General features: G+C 65.6%; 20 protein-coding genes and 1 pseudogene. 12 read left to right on the top strand and 9 right to left on the bottom strand.

Going from position 1 to position 19,781, the window contains the following annotated elements; translation table 11 throughout:
* Positions 1-17: 17 nt before the first annotated feature.
* The gene (locus tag CH290_RS31160) at positions 18-92 is read right to left on the bottom strand and encodes a 50S ribosomal protein bL37 (RefSeq protein ID WP_099052202.1); all 75 of its coding nucleotides are present in this window, start codon (positions 90-92) and stop codon (positions 18-20) included.
* A 108-nt stretch (positions 93-200) separates the two neighbouring features.
* Here CH290_RS31160 and CH290_RS18110 point away from each other — a divergent pair, with 108 nt between their 5' ends.
* Together CH290_RS18110 and CH290_RS18105 are read left to right on the top strand one after the other, a co-directional pair.
* A complete protein-coding gene (locus tag CH290_RS18110; RefSeq protein WP_019666101.1) occupies positions 201-416 on the top strand; it encodes a biotin/lipoyl-binding carrier protein in 216 nt (71 codons plus the stop codon).
* 47 nt (positions 417-463) lie between these two features.
* Positions 464-1,939 carry a sensor histidine kinase gene (locus tag CH290_RS18105; protein ID WP_033190539.1) on the top strand — a complete coding sequence of 492 codons (1,476 nt, stop codon included), beginning with the start codon at positions 464-466 and terminating at the stop codon, positions 1,937-1,939.
* Between the two features lie 126 nt (positions 1,940-2,065).
* Here CH290_RS18105 and CH290_RS18100 read toward each other — a convergent pair whose 3' ends face one another.
* Both CH290_RS18100 and CH290_RS18095 read right to left on the bottom strand, forming a co-directional pair.
* The gene (locus CH290_RS18100; protein WP_026347946.1) at positions 2,066-2,320 is read right to left on the bottom strand and encodes a WhiB family transcriptional regulator; all 255 of its coding nucleotides are present in this window, start codon (positions 2,318-2,320) and stop codon (positions 2,066-2,068) included.
* Between the two features lie 332 nt (positions 2,321-2,652).
* Positions 2,653-3,609, bottom strand: coding sequence for a diacylglycerol/lipid kinase family protein (locus tag CH290_RS18095; protein ID WP_019666098.1), 957 nt, complete (start codon positions 3,607-3,609; stop codon positions 2,653-2,655).
* A 120-nt stretch (positions 3,610-3,729) separates the two neighbouring features.
* Between CH290_RS18095 and CH290_RS18090 the strand changes: the two genes are divergently transcribed.
* Positions 3,730-4,155 carry a hypothetical protein gene (locus CH290_RS18090; protein ID WP_019666097.1) on the top strand — a complete coding sequence of 142 codons (426 nt, stop codon included), beginning with the start codon at positions 3,730-3,732 and terminating at the stop codon, positions 4,153-4,155.
* On the opposite strand, the gene CH290_RS18085 is transcribed toward CH290_RS18090, so the two are convergent.
* Together CH290_RS18085 and CH290_RS18080 are read right to left on the bottom strand one after the other, a co-directional pair.
* The gene (locus CH290_RS18085; protein WP_019666096.1) at positions 4,152-4,637 is read right to left on the bottom strand and encodes a GNAT family N-acetyltransferase; all 486 of its coding nucleotides are present in this window, start codon (positions 4,635-4,637) and stop codon (positions 4,152-4,154) included. The two genes, CH290_RS18090 and CH290_RS18085, sit on opposite strands and share 4 nt — an antisense overlap.
* Positions 4,634-5,278, bottom strand: a complete 645-nt coding sequence (locus tag CH290_RS18080) for an acid phosphatase (RefSeq protein WP_170947474.1) — start codon at positions 5,276-5,278, stop codon at positions 4,634-4,636. The genes CH290_RS18085 and CH290_RS18080 overlap by 4 nt, the downstream gene beginning before the upstream one ends.
* Positions 5,279-5,545: 267 nt before the next feature.
* Here CH290_RS18080 and CH290_RS18075 point away from each other — a divergent pair, with 267 nt between their 5' ends.
* Positions 5,546-7,024 (top strand): DHA2 family efflux MFS transporter permease subunit, encoded by a 1,479-nt coding sequence (locus CH290_RS18075; protein WP_026347944.1) that lies wholly within the window; start codon positions 5,546-5,548, stop codon positions 7,022-7,024.
* 107 nt (positions 7,025-7,131) lie between these two features.
* Positions 7,132-7,926 carry a ParA family protein gene (locus CH290_RS18070; protein ID WP_020112107.1) on the top strand — a complete coding sequence of 265 codons (795 nt, stop codon included), beginning with the start codon at positions 7,132-7,134 and terminating at the stop codon, positions 7,924-7,926.
* On the opposite strand, the gene CH290_RS18065 is transcribed toward CH290_RS18070, so the two are convergent.
* The gene (locus CH290_RS18065; RefSeq protein ID WP_019666091.1) at positions 7,908-9,176 is read right to left on the bottom strand and encodes an Rv3212 family protein; all 1,269 of its coding nucleotides are present in this window, start codon (positions 9,174-9,176) and stop codon (positions 7,908-7,910) included. The genes CH290_RS18070 and CH290_RS18065 overlap by 19 nt on opposite strands.
* 9 nt (positions 9,177-9,185) lie before the next feature.
* On the bottom strand, positions 9,186-10,910 hold the full coding sequence (locus tag CH290_RS18060; protein WP_196250063.1) for a DEAD/DEAH box helicase: 1,725 nt from the start codon (positions 10,908-10,910) through the stop codon (positions 9,186-9,188).
* A 340-nt stretch (positions 10,911-11,250) separates the two neighbouring features.
* On the opposite strand from CH290_RS18060, the gene CH290_RS18055 reads away from it, so the two are divergent.
* Together CH290_RS18055 and CH290_RS18050 are read left to right on the top strand one after the other, a co-directional pair.
* Positions 11,251-11,994, top strand: coding sequence for a ferritin-like fold-containing protein (locus CH290_RS18055; RefSeq protein ID WP_033190541.1), 744 nt, complete (start codon positions 11,251-11,253; stop codon positions 11,992-11,994).
* A 108-nt stretch (positions 11,995-12,102) separates the two neighbouring features.
* Positions 12,103-12,330, top strand: coding sequence for a DUF3107 domain-containing protein (locus CH290_RS18050; protein WP_026347943.1), 228 nt, complete (start codon positions 12,103-12,105; stop codon positions 12,328-12,330).
* Positions 12,331-12,430: 100 nt separating this feature from the next.
* Here CH290_RS18050 and fasR read toward each other — a convergent pair whose 3' ends face one another.
* The gene (gene fasR, locus CH290_RS18045; protein ID WP_019666086.1) at positions 12,431-13,084 is read right to left on the bottom strand and encodes an HTH-type transcriptional activator FasR; all 654 of its coding nucleotides are present in this window, start codon (positions 13,082-13,084) and stop codon (positions 12,431-12,433) included.
* 244 nt (positions 13,085-13,328) lie between these two features.
* Between fasR and CH290_RS18040 the strand changes: the two genes are divergently transcribed.
* From CH290_RS18040 to CH290_RS18030, 3 genes are all read left to right on the top strand, one after another.
* Positions 13,329-14,465 carry a DUF3152 domain-containing protein gene (locus CH290_RS18040; protein WP_019666085.1) on the top strand — a complete coding sequence of 379 codons (1,137 nt, stop codon included), beginning with the start codon at positions 13,329-13,331 and terminating at the stop codon, positions 14,463-14,465.
* A gap of 82 nt (positions 14,466-14,547) precedes the next feature.
* Positions 14,548-15,723, top strand: a complete 1,176-nt coding sequence (moeZ, locus tag CH290_RS18035; protein WP_033190542.1) for an adenylyltransferase/sulfurtransferase MoeZ — start codon at positions 14,548-14,550, stop codon at positions 15,721-15,723.
* A 46-nt stretch (positions 15,724-15,769) separates the two neighbouring features.
* Entirely contained in the window at positions 15,770-16,624 is an 855-nt protein-coding gene (locus CH290_RS18030; RefSeq protein WP_026347942.1) for a TIGR02569 family protein, read from the top strand.
* A gap of 18 nt (positions 16,625-16,642) precedes the next feature.
* On the opposite strand, the gene CH290_RS18025 is transcribed toward CH290_RS18030, so the two are convergent.
* Positions 16,643-17,308 (bottom strand): FadR/GntR family transcriptional regulator, encoded by a 666-nt coding sequence (locus CH290_RS18025; RefSeq protein ID WP_033190543.1) that lies wholly within the window; start codon positions 17,306-17,308, stop codon positions 16,643-16,645.
* A gap of 100 nt (positions 17,309-17,408) precedes the next feature.
* On the opposite strand from CH290_RS18025, the gene CH290_RS18020 reads away from it, so the two are divergent.
* On the top strand, positions 17,409-18,656 hold the full coding sequence (locus tag CH290_RS18020) for an MFS transporter (protein WP_033190636.1): 1,248 nt from the start codon (positions 17,409-17,411) through the stop codon (positions 18,654-18,656).
* A gap of 395 nt (positions 18,657-19,051) precedes the next feature.
* Positions 19,052-19,765 (top strand): annotated as a pseudogene (locus tag CH290_RS18015) (integrase); the annotation flags it as partial.
* Positions 19,766-19,781: the final 16 nt, after the last annotated feature.

Here is a 19,781-nt window from a genome sequence, read left to right as displayed (position 1 = left end):
TGTGATGAGGCAAATCGTCAGCTGTTCGGACGTTTGCCGTGGTTTGCCTTGTTGTTCTTGCGACTGCGCTTCTTGCGCCCACGCTTACCCATGATGAGCTCCTCTCTACTGGTTCACTACAGTCTTTCACGAGTGGTCGGCCGCCCTGTCACGGGTGCCGGAACCACAGGCGAAACCGCCCGTGAACGAGAGGATGCCAAATGGCCGAGGACGTGCGCGCGGAAATGGTGTCGACCGTGTTCCAGATCGTGGTAACCGAGGGGGACGAGGTGGCGGTCGGGGACACTCTCGTCGTTCTCGAATCGATGAAGATGGAAATTCCGGTGCTCGCCGAGTCAGCCGGCGTGGTCAGCACCATTGCTGTCACCGTGGGCGACGTCATCAAGCAGGGCGACCTGATCGCAGTGGTCTCCTAGATCCTCACCGCCTCGCACCCGCCCACAATCGCGACGGAGCCGTCACCGTGTCGACACTGAGCGACCTGCTCGCCGAACACACCGATCTGACCGGAGAAGCCGTCGATCACCTGCAACGGGTGGTCGGGGAGTGGCAGCTCCTCGCGGATCTGTCGTTCGCGGACCTTCTTCTCTGGGTCGGAACCGACGACGTGGATGCGAGCCCGGACGCCAAGATCCTGTGCGTCGCGCAGTGCCGACCGACGACCGCACCGACGGTGTTCACCGAGGACATGGTCGGCGCCGTCGTCTCGGAGTCCCAGCACCCGACGGTCATGGATTCGCTGGTCACCCGCGACATCGTCAGCAGTGGTTCCAACACCGACAGCGTGCCGGTGCGGTGCGGCGACCACGTCATCGCGATCCTCACTCGCGACGCCAACCCGACGCGGCAGCGGACGGCAGGCGCGCTCGAGGTCGCATACCGGGGCTGCGCTGACGATCTGTGCCGGATGATCAGCGAGGGGACATTTCCCAGCCCCGTGGAACGCACCGACGTCAACTCCTCACCACGTGCAGGCGACGGCTTCATCAGGGTCGACACCGACGGCCGCGTCGTCTATGCGAGTCCGAACGCACTGTCCGCCTATCACCGGATGGGCTTGGCGACCGACCTCTCCGGGACGGATCTGGCGTCGGTGACGCGGTCGTTGATCACCGATCCGTTCGATTCCCAGGAGATCGCCGACCACATTCGTGCGTCGCTGTCGGGAAGCGAGGGATACCGGATGGAAGCCGACGCGCGCGGTGCGACGGTGTTGATCAGAACTCTGTCGCTTCGGCCGCGTGGTGAGTCGGTGGGGGCCATCGTGCTGGTGCGGGACGTGACCGAGGTCAAGCGCCGAGACCGTGCGCTGCTCAGCAAGGACGCGACCATCCGCGAGATCCATCACCGGGTGAAGAACAATCTGCAGACCGTCGCCGCTCTGCTTCGCCTGCAGTCACGGCGATTGGAGAACGAGGAAGCGCGCGTGGCGTTGTCGGAGTCGGTTCGACGGGTGACGTCCATCGCGCTGGTGCACGAGATGCTGTCCATGTCGGTGGACGAAGAAATCGACCTCGACGAGATCGTCGACCGGCTGGTCCCGATCATGCTCGACGTCGCCACGGTCAACCCGCGCGTCCGCGTCGCGCGGGAAGGCAAGTTGGGCGTCTTCTCCGCCGAGCGGGCCACACCACTGGTGATGGTGTTGACCGAACTGGTGCAGAACGCCATGGAACACGGATTCGACGCCGGCACCGCGGGTGTCGTCCGCATCTCGGCCGACCGATCCGCGCGGTGGCTCGACGTCGTCATCCACGACGACGGGCGTGGTTTGCCCACAGGGTTCTCGTTGGAGAAGTCCGAGGGTCTCGGCCTGCAGATCGTCCGTACGTTGGTGTCCGTCGAACTGGGTGGCTCCCTCGGGCTCCATCCATCGCCTCGCGGGGGCACGGACGCCTCCCTCCGCGTCCCGCTCGGGCGTCGCTCGCCCCGAACCTGAACAGCCGAGCGCCGGACGTCTGGGCGTCGGACAGCAAAAAACCCGGGCTCCGACGTGGAGTCACCGGGTTCTGCTGTGCCCGGGCGAACCGGGGTGAGGGACTGGCCCTCACCGGTTCACCGGGAGTTATACGGAGCTACGAGCCCGCGTACGTGCATTGCGACGCTTCAGCGCGCGACGCTCGTCTTCGCTCATACCGCCCCACACGCCGGCATCCTGGCCGGACTCGAGTGCCCAGGACAGGCACTCAGCGGTGACAGGGCACCGCGTGCAGACGACCTTGGCATCGGCGATCTGCGCGAGTGCCGGGCCACTGTTTCCCACGGGGAAAAATAGTTCCGGATCTTCGTCGCGACAGATTGCCTTGTGGCGCCAGTCCATCCTCTGCTCCTTACCGGGCGCCGCAGCGCCGTGTTGATTGTTGTTACCGCGATCTGTGTCGTTGCGTTTTCGACTGATGTTCACTCGTGCGTATCCAATGTTTCCGCACTGTTGCTTGTGAATGCTTTCACGAACTTAGGGGAAGTCAAGAGATAGCCGCGCGTCCGTGGTCAAGCTCACTCTGTTAGGCTGCCTTAAGCCTCCTGCGCTCCTTTGTACCCGCTCGAGGGGCAATGTGCAGAGGTTTTCCCAGCAAAAACGCTATGACGCTGCCCACGGGCCCCGGTCTCGGCGCGTCGAAAACCGGTTGAAAACTACCCATTCGGGCAGTATCAGGACCTGTTCTCCGCGATGACCTCGAGCGCCGACGGTGTCGAGTGAAATTCGGCCTCGGTGCGCAATCCGAGGAAGTCTCCGTCCATTTGCAACCCGATGGGTTCGCTGGACGTGATCTTGATGCGTGGAACGTCGTCGACTCGAAAGAGCTTGCGTGACTTGGGTTCCGCGCCTGCCGACAGGAGTTGGCGCGATACGTTCAGGCTCGGCAGGACGCGCGTCGTCCGCATCGCGAAGAGTCCGAGTCCGGTGTCGAACGAGGTGCCCGGATTGGTGTGCACCGGACGCTCGTTCAGATAGGTCCACGGACTCGAGTTGGAAACGAAAGCGTAATGCACGCCCGTTACCGGATCGTGATCTGGAATTTCGACGGTGAGTTTCGGATCACGTCGTTTGTTGCGAAAGAAGGCGCTGACAGCGGCGCGAACGTACCGAGTCGCGGAGACGGGTCCGCCGTCCTTTCGGCCCGCGTCGATCGCCTGGCACACGTCGGCGTCGAGACCCAGACCGGCGTTGAACGTGAACCACCTGTTGTCGCAGTGGCCGAGACCGATGGTGCGGCGCGATCGCGCGGCAAGAAGGTCGATCAGCTGATTGGTGGCGGCAACCGGGTCGGCGTGGATTCCGAGTGAGCGTGCGAAGACGTTGGCGCTTCCGCCGGGGACCACGGCCAGAGCCGGGATGGGACCGATCGTGACGGCGCGCATCGATGTGGGCAGTGGGACCCCGAGCAGCCCGTTGATCACCTCGTTCACGGTGCCGTCTCCACCGTGGACGATGACCAGACCGACACCGTCCTCGCGGGCCTGGCGTGCCAGTTCCGCAGCATGATCGCGGTGGGTCGTGTGTGCCGTGGTGACGCGCACCCGACTCGACAGCGCGTGGGCCAGAAGGTCGCGGGCCGCCGGCGTGGTCGACGTTGCATTCGGGTTCACGATCAGCAGCGCGCGCACGGGGCGTCAGCCTATCCGGTTCTCGGCGTCGGTCCGGTATCGGTGTCGCGCCGGTATCGGTCACGGGGTGCCGTCGGGACAGAACCCTGTCGGGCAGGATCGGTGTTCTAGGCTTTACCGGTGTCCACGCCATCCCTGCCCTCGGTGCCTCCACCTGCGTTCAGGGCCGCAGGAGTTCTCGTCGCGGTGGAAGGAGCGGTTGCCCTCGTCGCAGCGGTAATCCTTCTCGTTCGCGCGATGAACGGCGTGGAGGACCAGGTTGCGAACGGGTACGGAACGGCTGGTTGGTTCGCGGTGATCGGCGTTGCCGTCGGCACGGCGGGAGTCGCTCTCATTCTCGGTCAGCGGTGGGGACGGGCAATCGCCCTCGTCGTTCAACTGTTGCTGTTGCCGGTCGTGTGGTCCTTGCTGACCGATTCTCACCAGCCCCTGTACGGTGTGCTGCTCGGTGCGGGCGCCCTGGCGATACTCGCGCTGCTGTTCAGCCCGCCGTCGTCGAGGTGGATGGCAGCGCAGTACGTCGATGCCGACGACGAGACGCTCTAGCTGCGGGCGGATGCGCGCGCTGCGAGTGCCCTGAGTGGTTCGCCTCCGAGGCGGAACGCTGTCCATTCGCTCTGTGCCACCGCTCCGAGAGATTCGTAGAAGCCGATCGACGGCGTGTTCCAATCCAGCACAGACCAGCCGAGTCTGGTGTACCCGTGCGTCACGCACTCGGCAGCGAGTGCAGCGAGCAGGTCGGATCCGATTCCCGACCCCCTGAGCTCCGGCTGCACGTACAGGTCTTCGAGGTAGATGCCGTTCACGCCGTCCCACGTCGAGAAACTGAGGAACCACATCGCGAACCCGACGACCTGACCGTCGACGTCAGCGACGTGTGCGAACACCGACGGATCGGCACCGAACAGGGCCGAGCGGATCTGATCCGGACGCACGGTGCACTGCTCCCGCAGCTTCTCGTACTCGGCCAGTTCGTGGATCAGGCCGGTGATGGCGTCGACGTCTCGGTCGGTGGCCCGCCGAATCACGATGCAACTCCGGTCCGAACCGACGGATGGATGTTGTGCACCACGACCTGCCGGAACGAGTGCTCGAACCCGAGGACCGAATACGCGGCAGGGGAGAGGGCGAACCTCTTGCCCTCGGAGACCGGCAGTTCCAGCCAGCGAGTCAGCAGAGCCCTCGAGAAATGTCCGTGTCCGACGAGGACCACGTCGCGTTCGCCCAGGGCCGGAAGAATCACCGACAGCACCAGGTCCGCGCGTGCGCCGACCTGCTCGACGGACTCGCCACCCGGACACGGATGGGTCCACACGGTCCAGTGCGGCACCGTCCGTTGGATCTCGGCGGAGGTCTTTCCTTCGTAGTCTCCGTAGTCCCACTCGGACAGTGCGTCCCACTCCCGTTCGACGGTCAGCCCCGCGAGCTGCGCGGTCCGCAGCGCCCGTGTTCGTGGACTGCTGACGATCAACGGGTCACGCAGGCCGAGCTCGCCGACGAGTTCGCCTGCCGCGGCCGCTTGGCGTTCTCCGACGTCGGTCAGTGGAACGTCCGTCGTGCCGGTGTGCCGTCCCGAGGTGGCCCATTCGGTCTGGCCGTGGCGCAACAGAACTACACGTCCGGAAGCAGTGGACCCGGAATCAGGGGTCGAGGTGGGGGTGGCGCTCATGGAAGCAATGATGCCGTGTCGGGTGTCACAGGCCTGCAGGTGGTTACCCGTACAAAACGGATTGAGTCGGACGGGCCGTCGGTGGATACTGTTCCGGTCGCGCGACGCACTCGGTTGCTCGCGCATGGGGGCTGCCCGGGGATGCATCGAACTTCTCGGGGACGGATGGTCCACCGACGGAACGGACACACCGCGCACGTTGTCGTGCGTGTTCAGGCAGATGGTGGGCAGTGTTCCTGCTCACCGAGACACGAAGGACGATCGACCATGACGCAGCCAGGGGTAAGTCCGAATCCGGTGAAGCCGGACAAGCTCGACTCCGCCGTCCTCAAGATCGCGGGTGTCGTCGTTCTCGGCGCCATCATGTCCATTCTCGACGTCACCGTGGTGAGCGTCGCGCTTCCCACGTTCATGGACGTGTTCGACGCGACGTACGCGACTGTCGCCTGGACGATGACGGGATACACGCTGGCGCTGGCGACGGTGATTCCGCTGACCGGCTGGGCGGCGGACAGGTTCGGTACCAAGCGCCTGTACATCACCGCTCTCGTGCTGTTCGTGCTCGGCTCGGTGCTCTGCAGCTTCGCGTGGGACATCACCACGCTCATCGCTTTCCGTGTGCTTCAGGGACTGGGCGGCGGCATGCTGATGCCGCTCGGCATGACGATCATGACCAGGGCCGCAGGTCCCGAGCGGATCGGTCGTGTCATGGCCGTGCTGGGCGTGCCGATGCTTCTCGGACCCATCAGCGGCCCGATCCTCGGCGGATGGCTGCTGGAGGCTGCGAGCTGGCACTGGATCTTCCTGATCAACGTTCCGATCGGCGCGGTCGCGCTGATCGCAGCAATCGTCATCTTCCCGAAGGACGATCCGACGCCGTCGGAATCGTTCGACTTCGTCGGCATGCTGATGCTCTCTCCCGGCCTCGCACTGTTCCTGTTCGGAGTGTCCTCGATTCCCGAGACCGAGACGGTGTGGGCTGTTCGCGTGCTGGTGCCGGCGATCGTCGGTTTCGTGTTGATCGTCCTGTTCGTCTTCCATGCCCTTCGCACCGAGCATCCGTTGATCGACCTCAGGTTGTTCGCCAACCGGGCGCTCACCGTGGCGGTCCTGACGACCGTCCTGTTCATGGTTGCGTTCATGGGCGCGGGTCTGCTGTTCCCGAGCTACTTCCTGCAGATCCGCGGGGAGACGACTCTGGCTGCAGGTCTGTTGCTGGCGCCCCAGGGAATCGGCGCGATGTTGACGATGCCCATCGCGGGCACCCTCGCGGACCGCATGGGCCCCGGCAAGATCGTGCTCGCGGGCATGGTGTTCATCACCGCGGGCATGGCCGTCTTCACACAGGTCGGTGCCGACACCTCGTACGTGATTCTGCTCGGTGCGCTGTTCGTCATGGGCATGGGTCTCGGTGCGACGATGATGCCGATCATGACCGCTGCTCTGCAGACGCTCACCGATCACAACGTCGCGCGAGGATCGACGTTGATGAACATCGTGCAGCAGACGGCGGGCTCGATCGGTACGGCGGTCATGTCCGTGGTGCTGACCAATCAGTTGAAGGACGTCGCGAAGGCGACGTCTCCGGTCGAGGCTCTCGACATCTCGGCGGGAGCGTTCGGCTCCACGTTCATGGTCGCGCTCGTGCTCATCGTGCTGACCTTCGTGCCGGCGTTCTTCCTGCCCCGGAAGAAGATCACTCCGGCAGAGGGTGCGGACAGCGCCAAACCGGTTATGCTGCACTGATTTCGGTGACGGGCGCGTCGGACCGGGACTGTTCCTGGCCCCTTCCCGACGCGCCCACGACCCGCTCGCTCTGGCCGATCGCCCCGATGTAGGCAAGGATCGGGGGCGTGACGACAGTACTGGCGGTAGCGAATCAAAAGGGCGGCGTCGCGAAAACCACCACGGTGGCTTCACTTGCGGCCGCGCTTCATGCACTGGACCGGCGGGTTCTGGTGGTCGATCTCGACCCGCAGGGGTGCCTGACGTTCTCCCTCGGGCACAACCCGGACAAACTCGAGACGTCCGTGCACGAGGTCCTGACGGGGGATACCCCGGTGGCCGAGGCGCTGCTCGAGACCGACGAGGGTATCGACCTGCTTCCGGCAACGATCGATCTCGCGGGCGCCGAGGCACTGTTGCTCATGCGTGCGGGCCGTGAATACGCGCTGAAGCGAGCGCTGGCGCCGATTCTCGACGACTACGACGTCGTGATCATCGACTGCCCGCCGTCGTTGGGTGTGTTGACACTCAACGGGTTGACGGCCGCCCGGTCGGTACTGGTGCCGCTGCAATGCGAAACACTTGCTCACCGCGGCGTCGGGCAGCTGCTGCGGACGGTCTCGGAAGTTCAGCAGATCACCAATTCCGAACTGTCGCTCCTCGGCGCGCTCCCCACGTTGTTCGACGCACGCACCACGCACAGCCGCGACGTTCTCGGTGATGTCTCCGACCGCTACTCCCTTCCGGTTCTCGATCCGCCCATTCCTCGGACGGTGCGTTTCGCGGAGGCGTCGGCGTCGGGGGCGACGGTGTTGTCGGGTCGAAAGAGCAAGGGTGCGCAGGCGTATCGAGACCTGGCGGGGAACCTGTTGGAGCACTGGGAGAACGGATCCCCGCTCCGCACCTATTCGCCCGAGGACTGACCCTCCGTGCCGGAGAGTGCAACCAGGTCGGTACCGCGTTGTTCGATGAGTACGTCGCCGACGACGGCGAGTCCGACCGGGCCGGAGTAGTCACCGCGGTCGACCGGGATCGTTCTTTCGGCGGTACCCGTCGACGGATCGATGACCGCTGTGCCGTCCTGGACCGGCAACAGCAGGCGTCCGGCCATCAGTGTGCCGGGGCCGAGCGCGCCGGGCACGGTCCACTGCGGTGACAGATCGCTCAGATCCAGTGCGACAGTGCTGGATCCGGTCCACCAACTGAAGACGTTCGCGGCCTTGACGACCGTCGGATACAGATCGGCCGGTACCTCGGGCACCGTCCCGTCCGGAAGATCGAATTCGGTGAGAGGCTGAGCATTGCCGTCGAACAAGGCGACCTTCGCTGGTTCACCGGAATGCGGTGGGATCGACAACGCCACCCGATCCCCCGAGGCGATGAGGACGCGCGCTCCCTCCACTGGGCCGTCGGCGCTGGTCAACGACGCGACGACGCTGGAGCCGTACTCCTGAGGTTCGGTGGCGTCCTTCGGTGCCGGGTTCATGGTGGTCAGCCGTGCACCAGATTCCTCGGGGCACTGCTCGAGTACCGCTACGCGGGAACTGTTCGACGCGGTGGACAGCAGGGTGCAGCCGGTGCGAGGTTGGGTGCCGGGGTTCTGCGGGGCGTCGACCCGTCCGTACTCGAGGGTCCGTACGAGGTCCGACCGCCAGAGTTCCATGCGCGTGTCACCCAGGGATGTGACGTAGGTTCCGTCGTCGCTGAGACGGACTTCGGAATCTGCGTCGCTGGATCGCTGAGCTTTGCGTGATCCCGTCGCCCCGTCCAGTTCGGTGACCTGTGCGCATCCGCGGTCGTCGGCGAACACGGCGACGGCGGTGTTCCATGCACTTGTCACTGCGCAGAGCGGAACGTCCCTGCGGTAGCTCCACGCTGTCTCACCGGTGGACGGATCCAGACCGTCCACTCCGCCGTCGTCACCGCTCACCACAGCGCTGCCGGTGACCACCGGTGTCGACGTGAGCGGGCTCTGCGCTCGCCACACTTCGGTCAACGACGCGGGCACGGTGAGTGCGGTGGTGGCCTGCGGCAGTGGAGTGGGCGCGGTCTCGGACGTCGTGCCGTGTGCGTCGCTTCGGAACCAGATGACCCCGGCAGCGAGCACCGCGACAACCAGAATGGTTGCCGCGGCGACGAGATCCGAGCGTCGACGACGTTCGGGTGCAAGCACAGAAGAAGGCTACTCGGCTGCCGGTGCTGACGCGGGCGACGACTCGGGGGTGGAGCTCGGCTGTCCGGACGAGGCGGGCGAGCGGCGGCGGCGACGCCGACGCTTGGGTGCTGCGCCGTCACCGGACGGGGCGTCACCGCTGGTGCCCGACTCGGTCGGGGCGCTGTCCGGGGACGTATCCCCGCCTGCGGCTGTGCCGTTGGTTGCAGCTGCGGCTGTGCCGTTGGTTGTAGCTGCATCGGCCTTGCCGCCGCGGGTGCGACGGCGGGCGCGGGTTCGGCGTGGCCGAGAAGGTTCGGCTGCTGCATCCGAATCGACGGCACTGTCGACGCTGTCGGTGACTTCGCCGTTGTCGCCCGTGTGCGCGCGTTCGGTCCGCTCCGGCGCCTTCTTGATCGAGCCGGTCACGCCGTCGGGGATGCCCAGTTCCTCGAAGAGGTGCGGTGAGCTCGAGTATGTCTCGACCGGGTCCGGGATTCCGAGGTTCAGCGCTTTGTCGATCAGCTGCCAGCGAGGGATGTCGTCCCAGTCGACGAGGGTCACGGCGATGCCGGTGCGGCCTGCGCGGCCGGTGCGGCCGATGCGGTGGACGTAGGTCTTCTCGTCCTCCGGGCACTGGTAGTTGATGACGTGAGTGACGTCGTCGATGTCGATGCCTCGCGCTGCCACATCGGTCGCGACCAGGACGTCGATGCCGCCTGTCCGGAACTTCTTCAGTGCCTTCTCGCGCTGGATCTGTCCGAGGTCACCGTGCACGGCACCCACGGCGAACCCGCGTTCGAGGAGTTCCTCGGAGACCTTCTGCGCGGTGCGCTTGGTGCGGGTGAAGATCATGGTCGCTCCGCGGCCTTCTGCCTGGAGGACCTTGGACACCATCTCGACCTTGTCGAGAGCGTGCGCGCGGTAGATGTGCTGCGCGGTGCGATCGTGCACGGCGGAGGACTCTGCTTCCTCGGCACGGATGTGCGTGGGCTGCGTCAGGAACGTGCGTGCGAGCGTGATGATCGGTCCGGGCATGGTGGCCGAGAACAGCATCGTCTGGCGACCACGCGCGGAGCCTCCGGCCGAGGGACCGCTGGGCACCATGCCGAGGATGCGCTCGATGTCGGGGAGGAATCCGAGGTCGAGCATCTCGTCGGCCTCGTCGAGAACGAGGACGCCGATCTTGCCGAGGATGAGGTGGCCCTGTTTGGCGAGATCGAGGAGACGACCGGGGGTGCCGACGACGACGTCGACGCCCTTCTGCAGCTGTGCGATCTGGGCCTCGTAGGGACGCCCGCCGTAGATGGACAGGATCTCGACGGACTTGCCGCCGGACTTCAGGAACTTGGACGCATTGGTCAGATCCGAGGTCACCTGAACACACAGTTCGCGGGTGGGGACGATGACGAGCGCGCGGGGTGTTCCGTCGAGTGCCGCGGTGCCGGAGTCGGTCGTGGCTATGCGGTGCAGGAGCGGTACGCCGAAGCCGTACGTCTTGCCCATTCCGGTCCTGGCCTGACCGATGAGGTCGTCGCCGGCGAGGGCGAGGGGGAGGGTCAACTCCTGGATGGCGAAGGTCCGCTCGATGCCGATGGCAGTCAGGGACTTGACGATGTCCTCGCGAACGCCGAGTTCCGCGAAGGTCGGGGGTACGTGTGTGTCGTCGAGCTGGGCGGACAAGGTGGTGTCGCCGGTGTCGGATTCTTGGTCGATAACGATCTTGCTCAGGGGTCTGGCCTTCCTCGTGTTCACACGTACGCACAAGGAAGGGCACAGGCCTATTGCCGGCCGAAGTCGATGCCCTCGATCCTGGTCTGTGATTTCGCCTCGAGCCTCAGCCGTGTCGGTGGAACGTAGTGGTACTCGACAGGCGGCGAAGCAGTCGTAGCGACCCGGATCAGGTGCGCACACATTGTCGGTGTGGTTCGACGCGTGGAAAATCGGTCCGTGTCATCGGTCCGGGCGTCGATCCGTGCACCATGGTAGCTTGCCGACCGCCCAAAACCCGTATTCCGAGCTTTGCGGGACGTGAGAGGCATCGCGTTTCGGTGACAGCGCGCACGTGCGTCGGGCGCGACTACGATCGATTCTCATGGGAGCCCACTCGCCTGAATCGTTCGCCGCCGACGCCCTACCGACCACCCCGGAAGCCCTTCCCGATGCCACGGAAACCTCCGATGCGCAGCCGCGGATTCCGTTCGATCATCCGGGAGTGTCCGAGCTGTACGCGGTGCTCGCGTACGGGGAGATCTCGGCGTTCTACCGCCTGGCCGAGGACGCGCGGTCGGCCCCGTCGATGCAGGGGCGGGTGGCGTTGGCGAGTATGGCGGCGGCCGAGATGAACCACTTCGAGACCCTCGTGTCCGCGTTGTCGGATCGCGGTCTCGACGTGTACTCCGCGATGGATCCTTTCGTGCGTGCGTTGGACGATTACCATGCGTCGACCAACCCGTCGACGTGGCTCGAGGTGTTGGTCAAGGCTTACGTGGGCGACGGGTTGGCCGCTGATTTCTACCGCGAGATCGCGCACACTCTCGATCCGGCCGTCGCGGCGACGGTACGAGAGGTGCTTGCCGAGACGGGTCACTCGGAGTTCGTCGTGCACGAGGTGTCCACCCGGGTGTCCGCCAGCTCGCAGGACAAGGCGCGGTTGATGTTGTGGGGGCGCAGACTGCTCGGTGAGGCGATCACGCAGGCGCAGTACGTGCTCGCGCAACGCGAGAGTCTGACCGATCTGGTGATCACGGCATCGGGTGACCTGAACGGTGTCGCCGCTCTGTTCGATCGGATGCAGGAGCAGCACGCGGAGCGCATGCGGGTGCTCGGCCTGGTCTGAGACCACGGTGTTCGCTGACAGCACACCGTCGGACGTCACCGCCGCCGCGTGGCTGCACTAGCCTGGTCGAAGCAGCTGAAGTTTCTCTACTGAGTTCGGAGGTTGGCCGTGGAGGTCAAGATCGGTGTGTCGGAAAGCTCTCGCGAGCTCGTCGTGAACAGCGCCCAGTCGCCCGAGGAGGTCGAGGCGCTCGTTGCCGAGGCACTCGCCGGCAAGAAGGACGTGCTGTCGCTGGTGGACGAGAAGGGGCGTAAGTACCTCGTCCAGTCGGCGCGAGTCGCGTACGTGGAGATCGGTCCGGCCGACGCCCGCAAGGTCGGTTTCGCCACGGTGTAAGTGCACGGAATGCACACGAGAAGAGGGGCCGCGCAGTCGATGCGCGGCCCCTCTTCCGGTGTCCGGGTAGGAAGTGTGCGAGTGCGGCAGTGCCGATGTTCTAAGGAGCTTGGAGCGGCACGTGGGACAGGCCACCCCATGCCAGCGACACGGTGGTGTCGACGGCGTCTTCCTTGGAGATCGGGCGGTCCGCTTCCAGCCAGTAGCGTGCCGTGAACTGACTTGCTCCGACGAGCCCGACAGCGAGCACGCGGGCGCGGTACGGGTCGAGGCCGGAATCGTGTGCAACGAGGTCGAACACCGCGTCGACGCACGCTTCGGTCGCCTGCTCCACCCGGGCGTTGACCTGAGGGTCGCCCATCAGATCGGACTCGAACACGAGCCGGAATCCCTGGGTGTCGGTGTCGACGAAGTCGTAGAACGCGAGTACGGCAGCTCGGACGCGCTTGCGGTTGTCGGTCGTCGAACGAAGGGCCTGACGCACGCCGGCGATCAGGGTGTCGACGTAGCTCTGCAGCACCGCCAGGTAGAGCTCGAGCTTGCCGGGGAAGTGCTGGTAGAGCACCGGCTTGCTGACGCCGGCGCACTCGGCGATCTCGTCCATTCCCGACGCGTGATACCCGCGACTGACGAACACTTCGCTCGCAGCCGCGAGGAGTTGCGCGCGGCGTGCGTCGCGAGGCAACCGTGCGCTGCGCCGGTTCGCCTGTGAGGTCGAACGGTCCGAGGACATTCGATCCGCCAGTTCTGTCATGTAAGAAGTTCCCATCCGCATCGTCACCGCGCCGAAGGGGTGTCCGTAGCGCAGGTCGTGGAGCAACGATACCCGCAGCGCGCCGCATCGTCGGGACGGCGGTGCGCCAGTCGCAGTGACGAATACCAGAGAAACGGCGCTCTCACCCCGTTTCGCGTGCACTACGGCGGTGTGGGGATTGTTCTGAAGTACAAACATCGGCGCGGCGAACGGCGTATGCCGGCGACTGTGAGATTCTGGCGAGGTGAGTGACCGAGGTGGGCCGCGACGCAGCGGGAGGGCGTGGGCCGACGACGAGTACGACGACCAACGTCCGGCCTCTGCCGCACGGCGCGTCGAGCGGCGTCACCCGGTCGAGGGCCGGAGCCGGGACGGGGACTTTTCCCGTGGTGTCGGCGGCCGGGGTTCTCACCAACCTCTGCGGGCTCAGTGGGATCCGACGGCGCGTGACGAGTCGGCTCGCACTCGGGCGCCGCGACCGCCTCGGCAGGCGAAGAAGCAATCCAAGCTGGGCAAGTTCACGTCGGTGTACGGGTGGCGCGCCTATGCGGTTCCGGTTCTGCTGGTGGTGACGTCGTTGGTGGTTTTCGATGCGGTGCGTACCGGTGAGCCGACGACGACGGCGTCGTCGGGTATCGATCAACCGGCTGATCCGGGTTTCGGTGCCCTCAGCCCGAGTGGGGATTCGACGGGTGTGATCGGTGTTCCGCCTGCTGCGGACGGCAACTTCGCGGATTCCGTTCCCTCCGGTGAGCTGCCCGACGGAGGTTCGTTCACGGTCCAGGGTGCGGGGACGTGGCATGTCGTGCAGGGCTCGACCGGTCAGGTGGGCCAGGGGAGCGAACGGGTGTTCACCTACACGGTCGAGGTCGAGGACGGTGTCGACACGGCCGGTTTCGGCGGCGAGGAGTCGTTCGGCCGACTCGTCGATCAGACGTTGGGCAATCCGAAGAGCTGGACCAACGATCAACGCTTCGCTTTTCGACGGATCGATCAGGGTGAACCGGATTTCCGCATCTCGCTGACGTCTCAGATGAGCATTCGGCAGGCCTGCGGGTACGACATTCAACTCGAAGTGTCCTGCTACAACCCCGGTATCGGCCGCGTCGTGCTCAACGAGCCGCGCTGGGTTCGGGGGGCCATCGCGTTCCAGGGTGACATCGGTTCGTACCGGCAGTACCAGATCAACCACGAAGTCGGGCACGCCATCGGATACCAGCAACATCAGCCGTGCGAAACCGACGGTGGCTTGGCGCCGGTGATGATGCAGCAGACGTTCGGAACAGCCAACGACGACATCGCCCGGCTCGATCCGGAGGGCGTGGTTCCGATGGACGGAAAGACGTGCCGATTCAATCCCTGGCCGTATCCGCGAGGCTGATGTCGGCGAGTAGCGTGGCCTGAAGTCCGCCGCCGTGGCACGGGGCCACGGTCGGCGGTGCCCGCGAGGAGAAAGCAAGTCGATGAGCGTGTTGCCGCCCCTGGTGGAACCGTCGGGCCCGTTGTCCTACGACGAGGTCGCCCGCTACAGCCGCCACCTGATCATTCCCGATGTCGGAACTGTCGGTCAGCGACGTCTGCGCGCCGCGCGTGTGCTCGTCATCGGCGCCGGGGGCCTCGGCTCGCCTGCTCTGCTGTACCTGGCCGCAGCCGGGGTGGGCACGCTGGGAATCGTGGAATTCGACGACGTCGAGTTGTCCAACCTCCAGCGTCAGGTCATTCACGGGGCGTCCGATGTGGGGCGGCCCAAGGCCGTCAGTGCGCGTGAGTCCATTCTCGAGCTCAACGACGGCGTCGACGTGCGGCTGCACCAGATTCGGCTGGACAACAGCAACGCGGTGGACCTGTTCCGGCAGTACGACCTGATTCTGGACGGCACCGACAATTTCGCGACGCGGTATCTGGTCAACGACGCTGCGATCCTGGCGGGCAAGCCGTACGTGTGGGGGTCGATCTACCGGTTCCAGGGCCAGGTATCGGTGTTCTGGGAGGACGCCCCCGGTGGTCTCGGGCTGAACTACCGCGACCTCTACCCGGAGGCGCCGCCGCCGGGACTGGTGCCGTCGTGCGCCGAAGGCGGTGTGCTCGGTGTGTTGTGCGCGTCCGTCGGTTCCATCATGGTCACCGAGGCGATCAAACTGATCACCGGAATCGGTGAGACCTTGCTGGGGCGGCTCATGATCTACGACGCGTTGTCGATGAGTTACCGAACCCTGCGCGTCCAGCGGGACCCGGATCGGCGTCCGGTCACCGAGCTGATCGACTACGACGAATTCTGCGGTGTGGTCACCGACGAGGCAGCCGATGCCGCCGAATCGTCGTCGATCACCCCCGCGGAACTCGCGGCGTTGTTGAAGGGGCCCGACGAGATCGCGCTGATCGACGTGCGTGAGCCGGTGGAGTGGGACATCGTCAGGATCGACGGCGCGACGCTCGTTCCGAAGGGTCGATTCCTGTCCGGTGAAGCGATGGCGGAGCTTCCGCAGAATCGCCGAATCGTTCTGCACTGCAAAACCGGAATTCGGTCGGCGGAGGTGTTGGCAGTGCTGAAGAAGGCCGGTTTCGCCGACGCTGTTCACCTGCACGGTGGCATCGTCGCGTGGGCTCGGCAGATCGATCCGTCTCTTCCGGTGTACTAGCGCGCCTTCCTCCCTGTCGGAAGCGGCCCACGGTAGCGTGACGAACGTGAGCTCAGTGGAACCCCCTCAGCACGTGATCTCCACGTTCGGGCTGCGCGACGTGCCTCCCGTGCCTCTCGGTGCGGATTGGGACGGTGGATGGAGGCTCGGCGACGTCGTGCTGTCCCCGGTCGCCGACCACGCGCGAGCCGCGTGGTCCGCGAAGGTGCGCGAGACCTTGGCCGTGGACGGTCTGCGTTTGGCGCGCCCGGTGCGGTCGACGGACGGCCGCTACGTCGTGAGTAGTTGGCGCGCGGACACGTTCATCGTCGGCTCGCCGGAACCGCGGCACGACGAGGTCGTCTCCCTGTCGGTGCGGCTGCATGCCGCGACTGCAGGCTTGGAACGTCCGCGCTTTCTGGTGCAGCCGCCCGTCGCGCCGTGGTCCGATGCGGACGTCTTCACCGCCGCGGACCGTGCAGCGTGGGAGGCGACGCCGCTGCGTGTGGCTCGTGCTGCCGGGGCGCCGGAGGTCACCTCGGTGGACGGCAAGCAGAGCCTGGAATTGATCAAGCAGCTTGCGAGCCTCCGCAAGCCGGTGGGTGTCGGTGATCAGTTGGTGCACGGTGACCTGTTCGGGACCGTGTTGTTCGACGGAAGCGAGGCGCCGGGTATCACCGACATCGCGCCGTACTGGAGGCCGGCCTCCTGGGCAGCCGCGGTGACGGTCGTCGACGCGATCTCGTGGGGCGGAGCCGACGACGCGTTGATCGGGCGTTGGGAAGATCTCCCGGAGTGGCCGCAGATGTTGTTGCGCGCGTTGATCTTTCGATTTTCCGTTCATGCGCTCCACCCGCGTTCGACCCCGGAGGCATTCCCCGGTCTCGCGCGCACCGCGGACCTGGTGAGGCTGCTGCTCTGAGCGACGAGGGCTCGGGAGTCAGTGTTCCGGCGCCTCGAGTTCGTCGAAGAACCTCAGTGATGCCGTGCGAGCGCCCTCGGCGTCGCCGCGGACGATGGCGTCGACCAGTGCCGAGTGCTCGTCGTCGTATCCGTTGTCGTGGTCCGCGACGTGGTGGTGCATCGTCTGGACGATGATCGGCATCAGCGAGTCGTAGAACTCGAGGTAGATGGCATTGTGACTGGCCGCGACGATGGCGCGGTGGAATCTGGCATCGACCGCGATCGCGGTGTCGGTGCCGTCGTGCGCCCACGCCGAGTGCCTGTCGGCGAGCGCCGCGGTCAACGCGGCGACGTCGGCAGCGTCGCGGCGTTCGGCCGCCAGCATCGCCGCGGTCACTTCGAGGGTGCGTCGCAGCTCGGTGACGTCGCGATCCTGCGCGTCGGCGAAGTACTTGCCGAGCGTTCCGCCCAGGTCCGAGGTCGCCAGCACGAATGTGCCCGACCCTTGACGGCGTTCGACCATTCCTGCGTGCACGAGGGCCTGCACTGCCTCGCGGACGGTGTTGCGGCCGGTGCCGGTCAGTTCACAGAGCTCGGCTTCGGTGGGGATTCGGGTGCCGACGGGCCAGCGTTCGGACACGATCTCGGCCCGCAGTTGCGCTGTCACCTGCGAGATCAGGCTGGACCGTTGAACCTGCTGCACCCGTGCTCTCCCCGTCGTCGTTCGATGTTGTCGGCTTGTCGTTCGGCGGACAGTTTAACTTCTTTGCGTCTGGTGATCCGGTCATCCTATGATTTCTGCCGTGAGTACTACCGCAACGACCGAGACCGGGGCAGGCGCCGAGGCGCAGAACCTTCTGCGCGGGCGCGTCCTGGTATTCGCCGCCATCATCGTCTCCGCGTTGACGCTCCGCGCCGCAGTGACGTCCATCAGCCCGTTGTTCGGCCGTATCGGAACCGACCTGCAGTTCGGGTCGTCCGTCGTGGGACTCATCGGCATGCTTCCTCCGGCGATGTTCGCCGTCTTCGGACTGTTGACGCCCGTCCTGGTCAAGCGAACCGGTATGGAACGCGCCGCTCTTCTCGCGATGGCGTTGACGACGGTCGGCATGGCCACGAGGGCTTTCGCTCCGGGCACCGCGTCGCTCATTGTCCTGTCCGCGGTGGCTCTCGCCGGAATGGGAATCGGCAACGTCGTCATCCCACCTCTGGTGAAGCGGTACTTCTCCGACCGACTCGCCATCGTGAGCACCATGTACATCTGCGCACTGCAGGTCAGCACCATGGTCCCGCCGCTGCTGGCGGTGCCGGTCGCCGACGCGCACGGGTGGCGACTGTCCATCGGAATCTGGGCGTTCGTGGGCCTGGCCGCTGCTCTGCCCTGGCTGGGTGTGGTGATGTCGCGTCGCGGCCACGACGTCGCGGACACGACCGGCGAGGGCGGCACGTCCGCTGTGCACGAGAAGCCGCAGGGTCGTATCTGGCGGTCGTCGCTGGCCTGGGGGATGGTCGGCATGTTCGCGATGACGTCGTTCATCACCTACGCGATGCTCACGTGGCTGCCGACCGTGCTCACCGACGCAGGCATCGGGGAGGCCGCAGCAGGGGCGTCGGTGGCCGCGTTCGGTGGAATGGGTCTGATCGCGTCACTGGCCGCACCGTCGCTGTGCGCTCGGCTGCGCAACCCGTACGGCCTCGTCGTCGCCGCCGCTGTCTTCTACCTGGTGGGATTCGCCGGCCTGCATTTCACCCCGACCAGTGGAACGGTGGTGTGGGTCTGCCTCGTCGGGCTCGGCACCATGACGTTCCCGATGTCGTTGACGCTCATCAACCTTCGGACACGGACTCCGGCGGGATCATCCGGCCTGTCCGGGTTCACGCAGGGATTGGGCTACGTGGTCTCGGCGACGGGTCCGCTGTCTTTCGGTTTCCTGCACACGCTCTCCGGGGGCTGGGGCGTCCCGATCCTGGTTCTCACCGGTTGCGTCGCAGTTCTGCTTGTCGCGGGATACCAGTGCTGCAGGCCCCGCATGCTCGAAGACACGTGGTGAGGCGCAGGCGGCGACATTCATGTGCGGAGAAGATCGACCTTCGGCGACCATTTCAGCCACCGTCTCGTGGGGCCAACCGGCCCGCGCAGTCTCGAGCGAGAGTCGGTCCCGCACGAGTAGAACACCGTCTCTCGAATTGTCCGTTTGCTGATGTGATTCAGCGGTTGTGACACCCGCCAAAGTCGGTCTTGAAACGATTCCGACGGGCTCTGGTAGGCGCGCGACACCCGCGAACCTTCAGTGAGCGTCGTCGAACAACGCCCCGCCTACAACTGGAAGCATTTCACCCGAGGTAATTCAGACGTTGGCCGTGTAAATTGCATTTTCCGCAACATCCACCACGAAACCCCAGTTCAACACTGTTTTTCTTCGCAGACCAGTCGGTGGCCTGCGTTATGCCGCCGATATGGGCTGTCGACCTGGCCGAGATCCCGGCAGCTGTGGCCAAACGGATCGCGAAGGCGGTGGAATCGTCACGGTCCGAGGGAACTCGGCGCACCTACGCCGCTGGGTGGCGACGCTTCGAAGGTGTGCGATCGGGAGGGGCATGTCGCGTTGCCCGCGCACCCGGTGACCGTTGCCGCCTACCTCGTGGACGCCACCGACACCCGCACCAAGACAGGGGAGCGGGCCTACGCCGTCGCTACGTTCGGGACCTGGATCGCGGCGATCAACCACCAGCACCGGACCAATGGTTATCTGTCTCCGGCTGCACACGAACTGGTGACTGCGACGCTGTCGGGGATCCGCCGCAAGTATGCCGCCGCAGGGGATCGACCCCGCACCCCACGAGAACCGTTGCTGGTCGACGACATCAGACTCCTAGTCGGAACGGGCCGGGCTCAGTGCGGGGGCTGGGGCGACGAGGTCCTGGAGCGCCGCGACTCGGCATTCTGCTACTCGGGTTTGCCGGTGCATACCGCCGGAGCGAGCTGTCACAGATGGCGTGCGGGGATATCACCCTGCATCGCCTCGACGGGATGCACGTCCGGTTGCGGAAGTCGAAAACCGATCAAGAAGGCAGGGGAGCGGTAAAAGCTTTGAAGTACACAGAGTCTCATGAGATCTGCCCGCCCTGCGCGTACGTCCGGTGGGCTCAGGTTGTAGCTCTGGCTATCGCTCCGT

The sequence above is a fragment of the Rhodococcus sp. 06-156-4 genome, assembly GCF_002259345.1.
Lineage (GTDB): Bacteria > Actinomycetota > Actinomycetes > Mycobacteriales > Mycobacteriaceae > Rhodococcoides > Rhodococcoides fascians_E.
The sequence above is the reverse complement of the archived record's forward strand: the minus strand, read 5'-3'. Positions and strand labels throughout refer to the sequence as shown.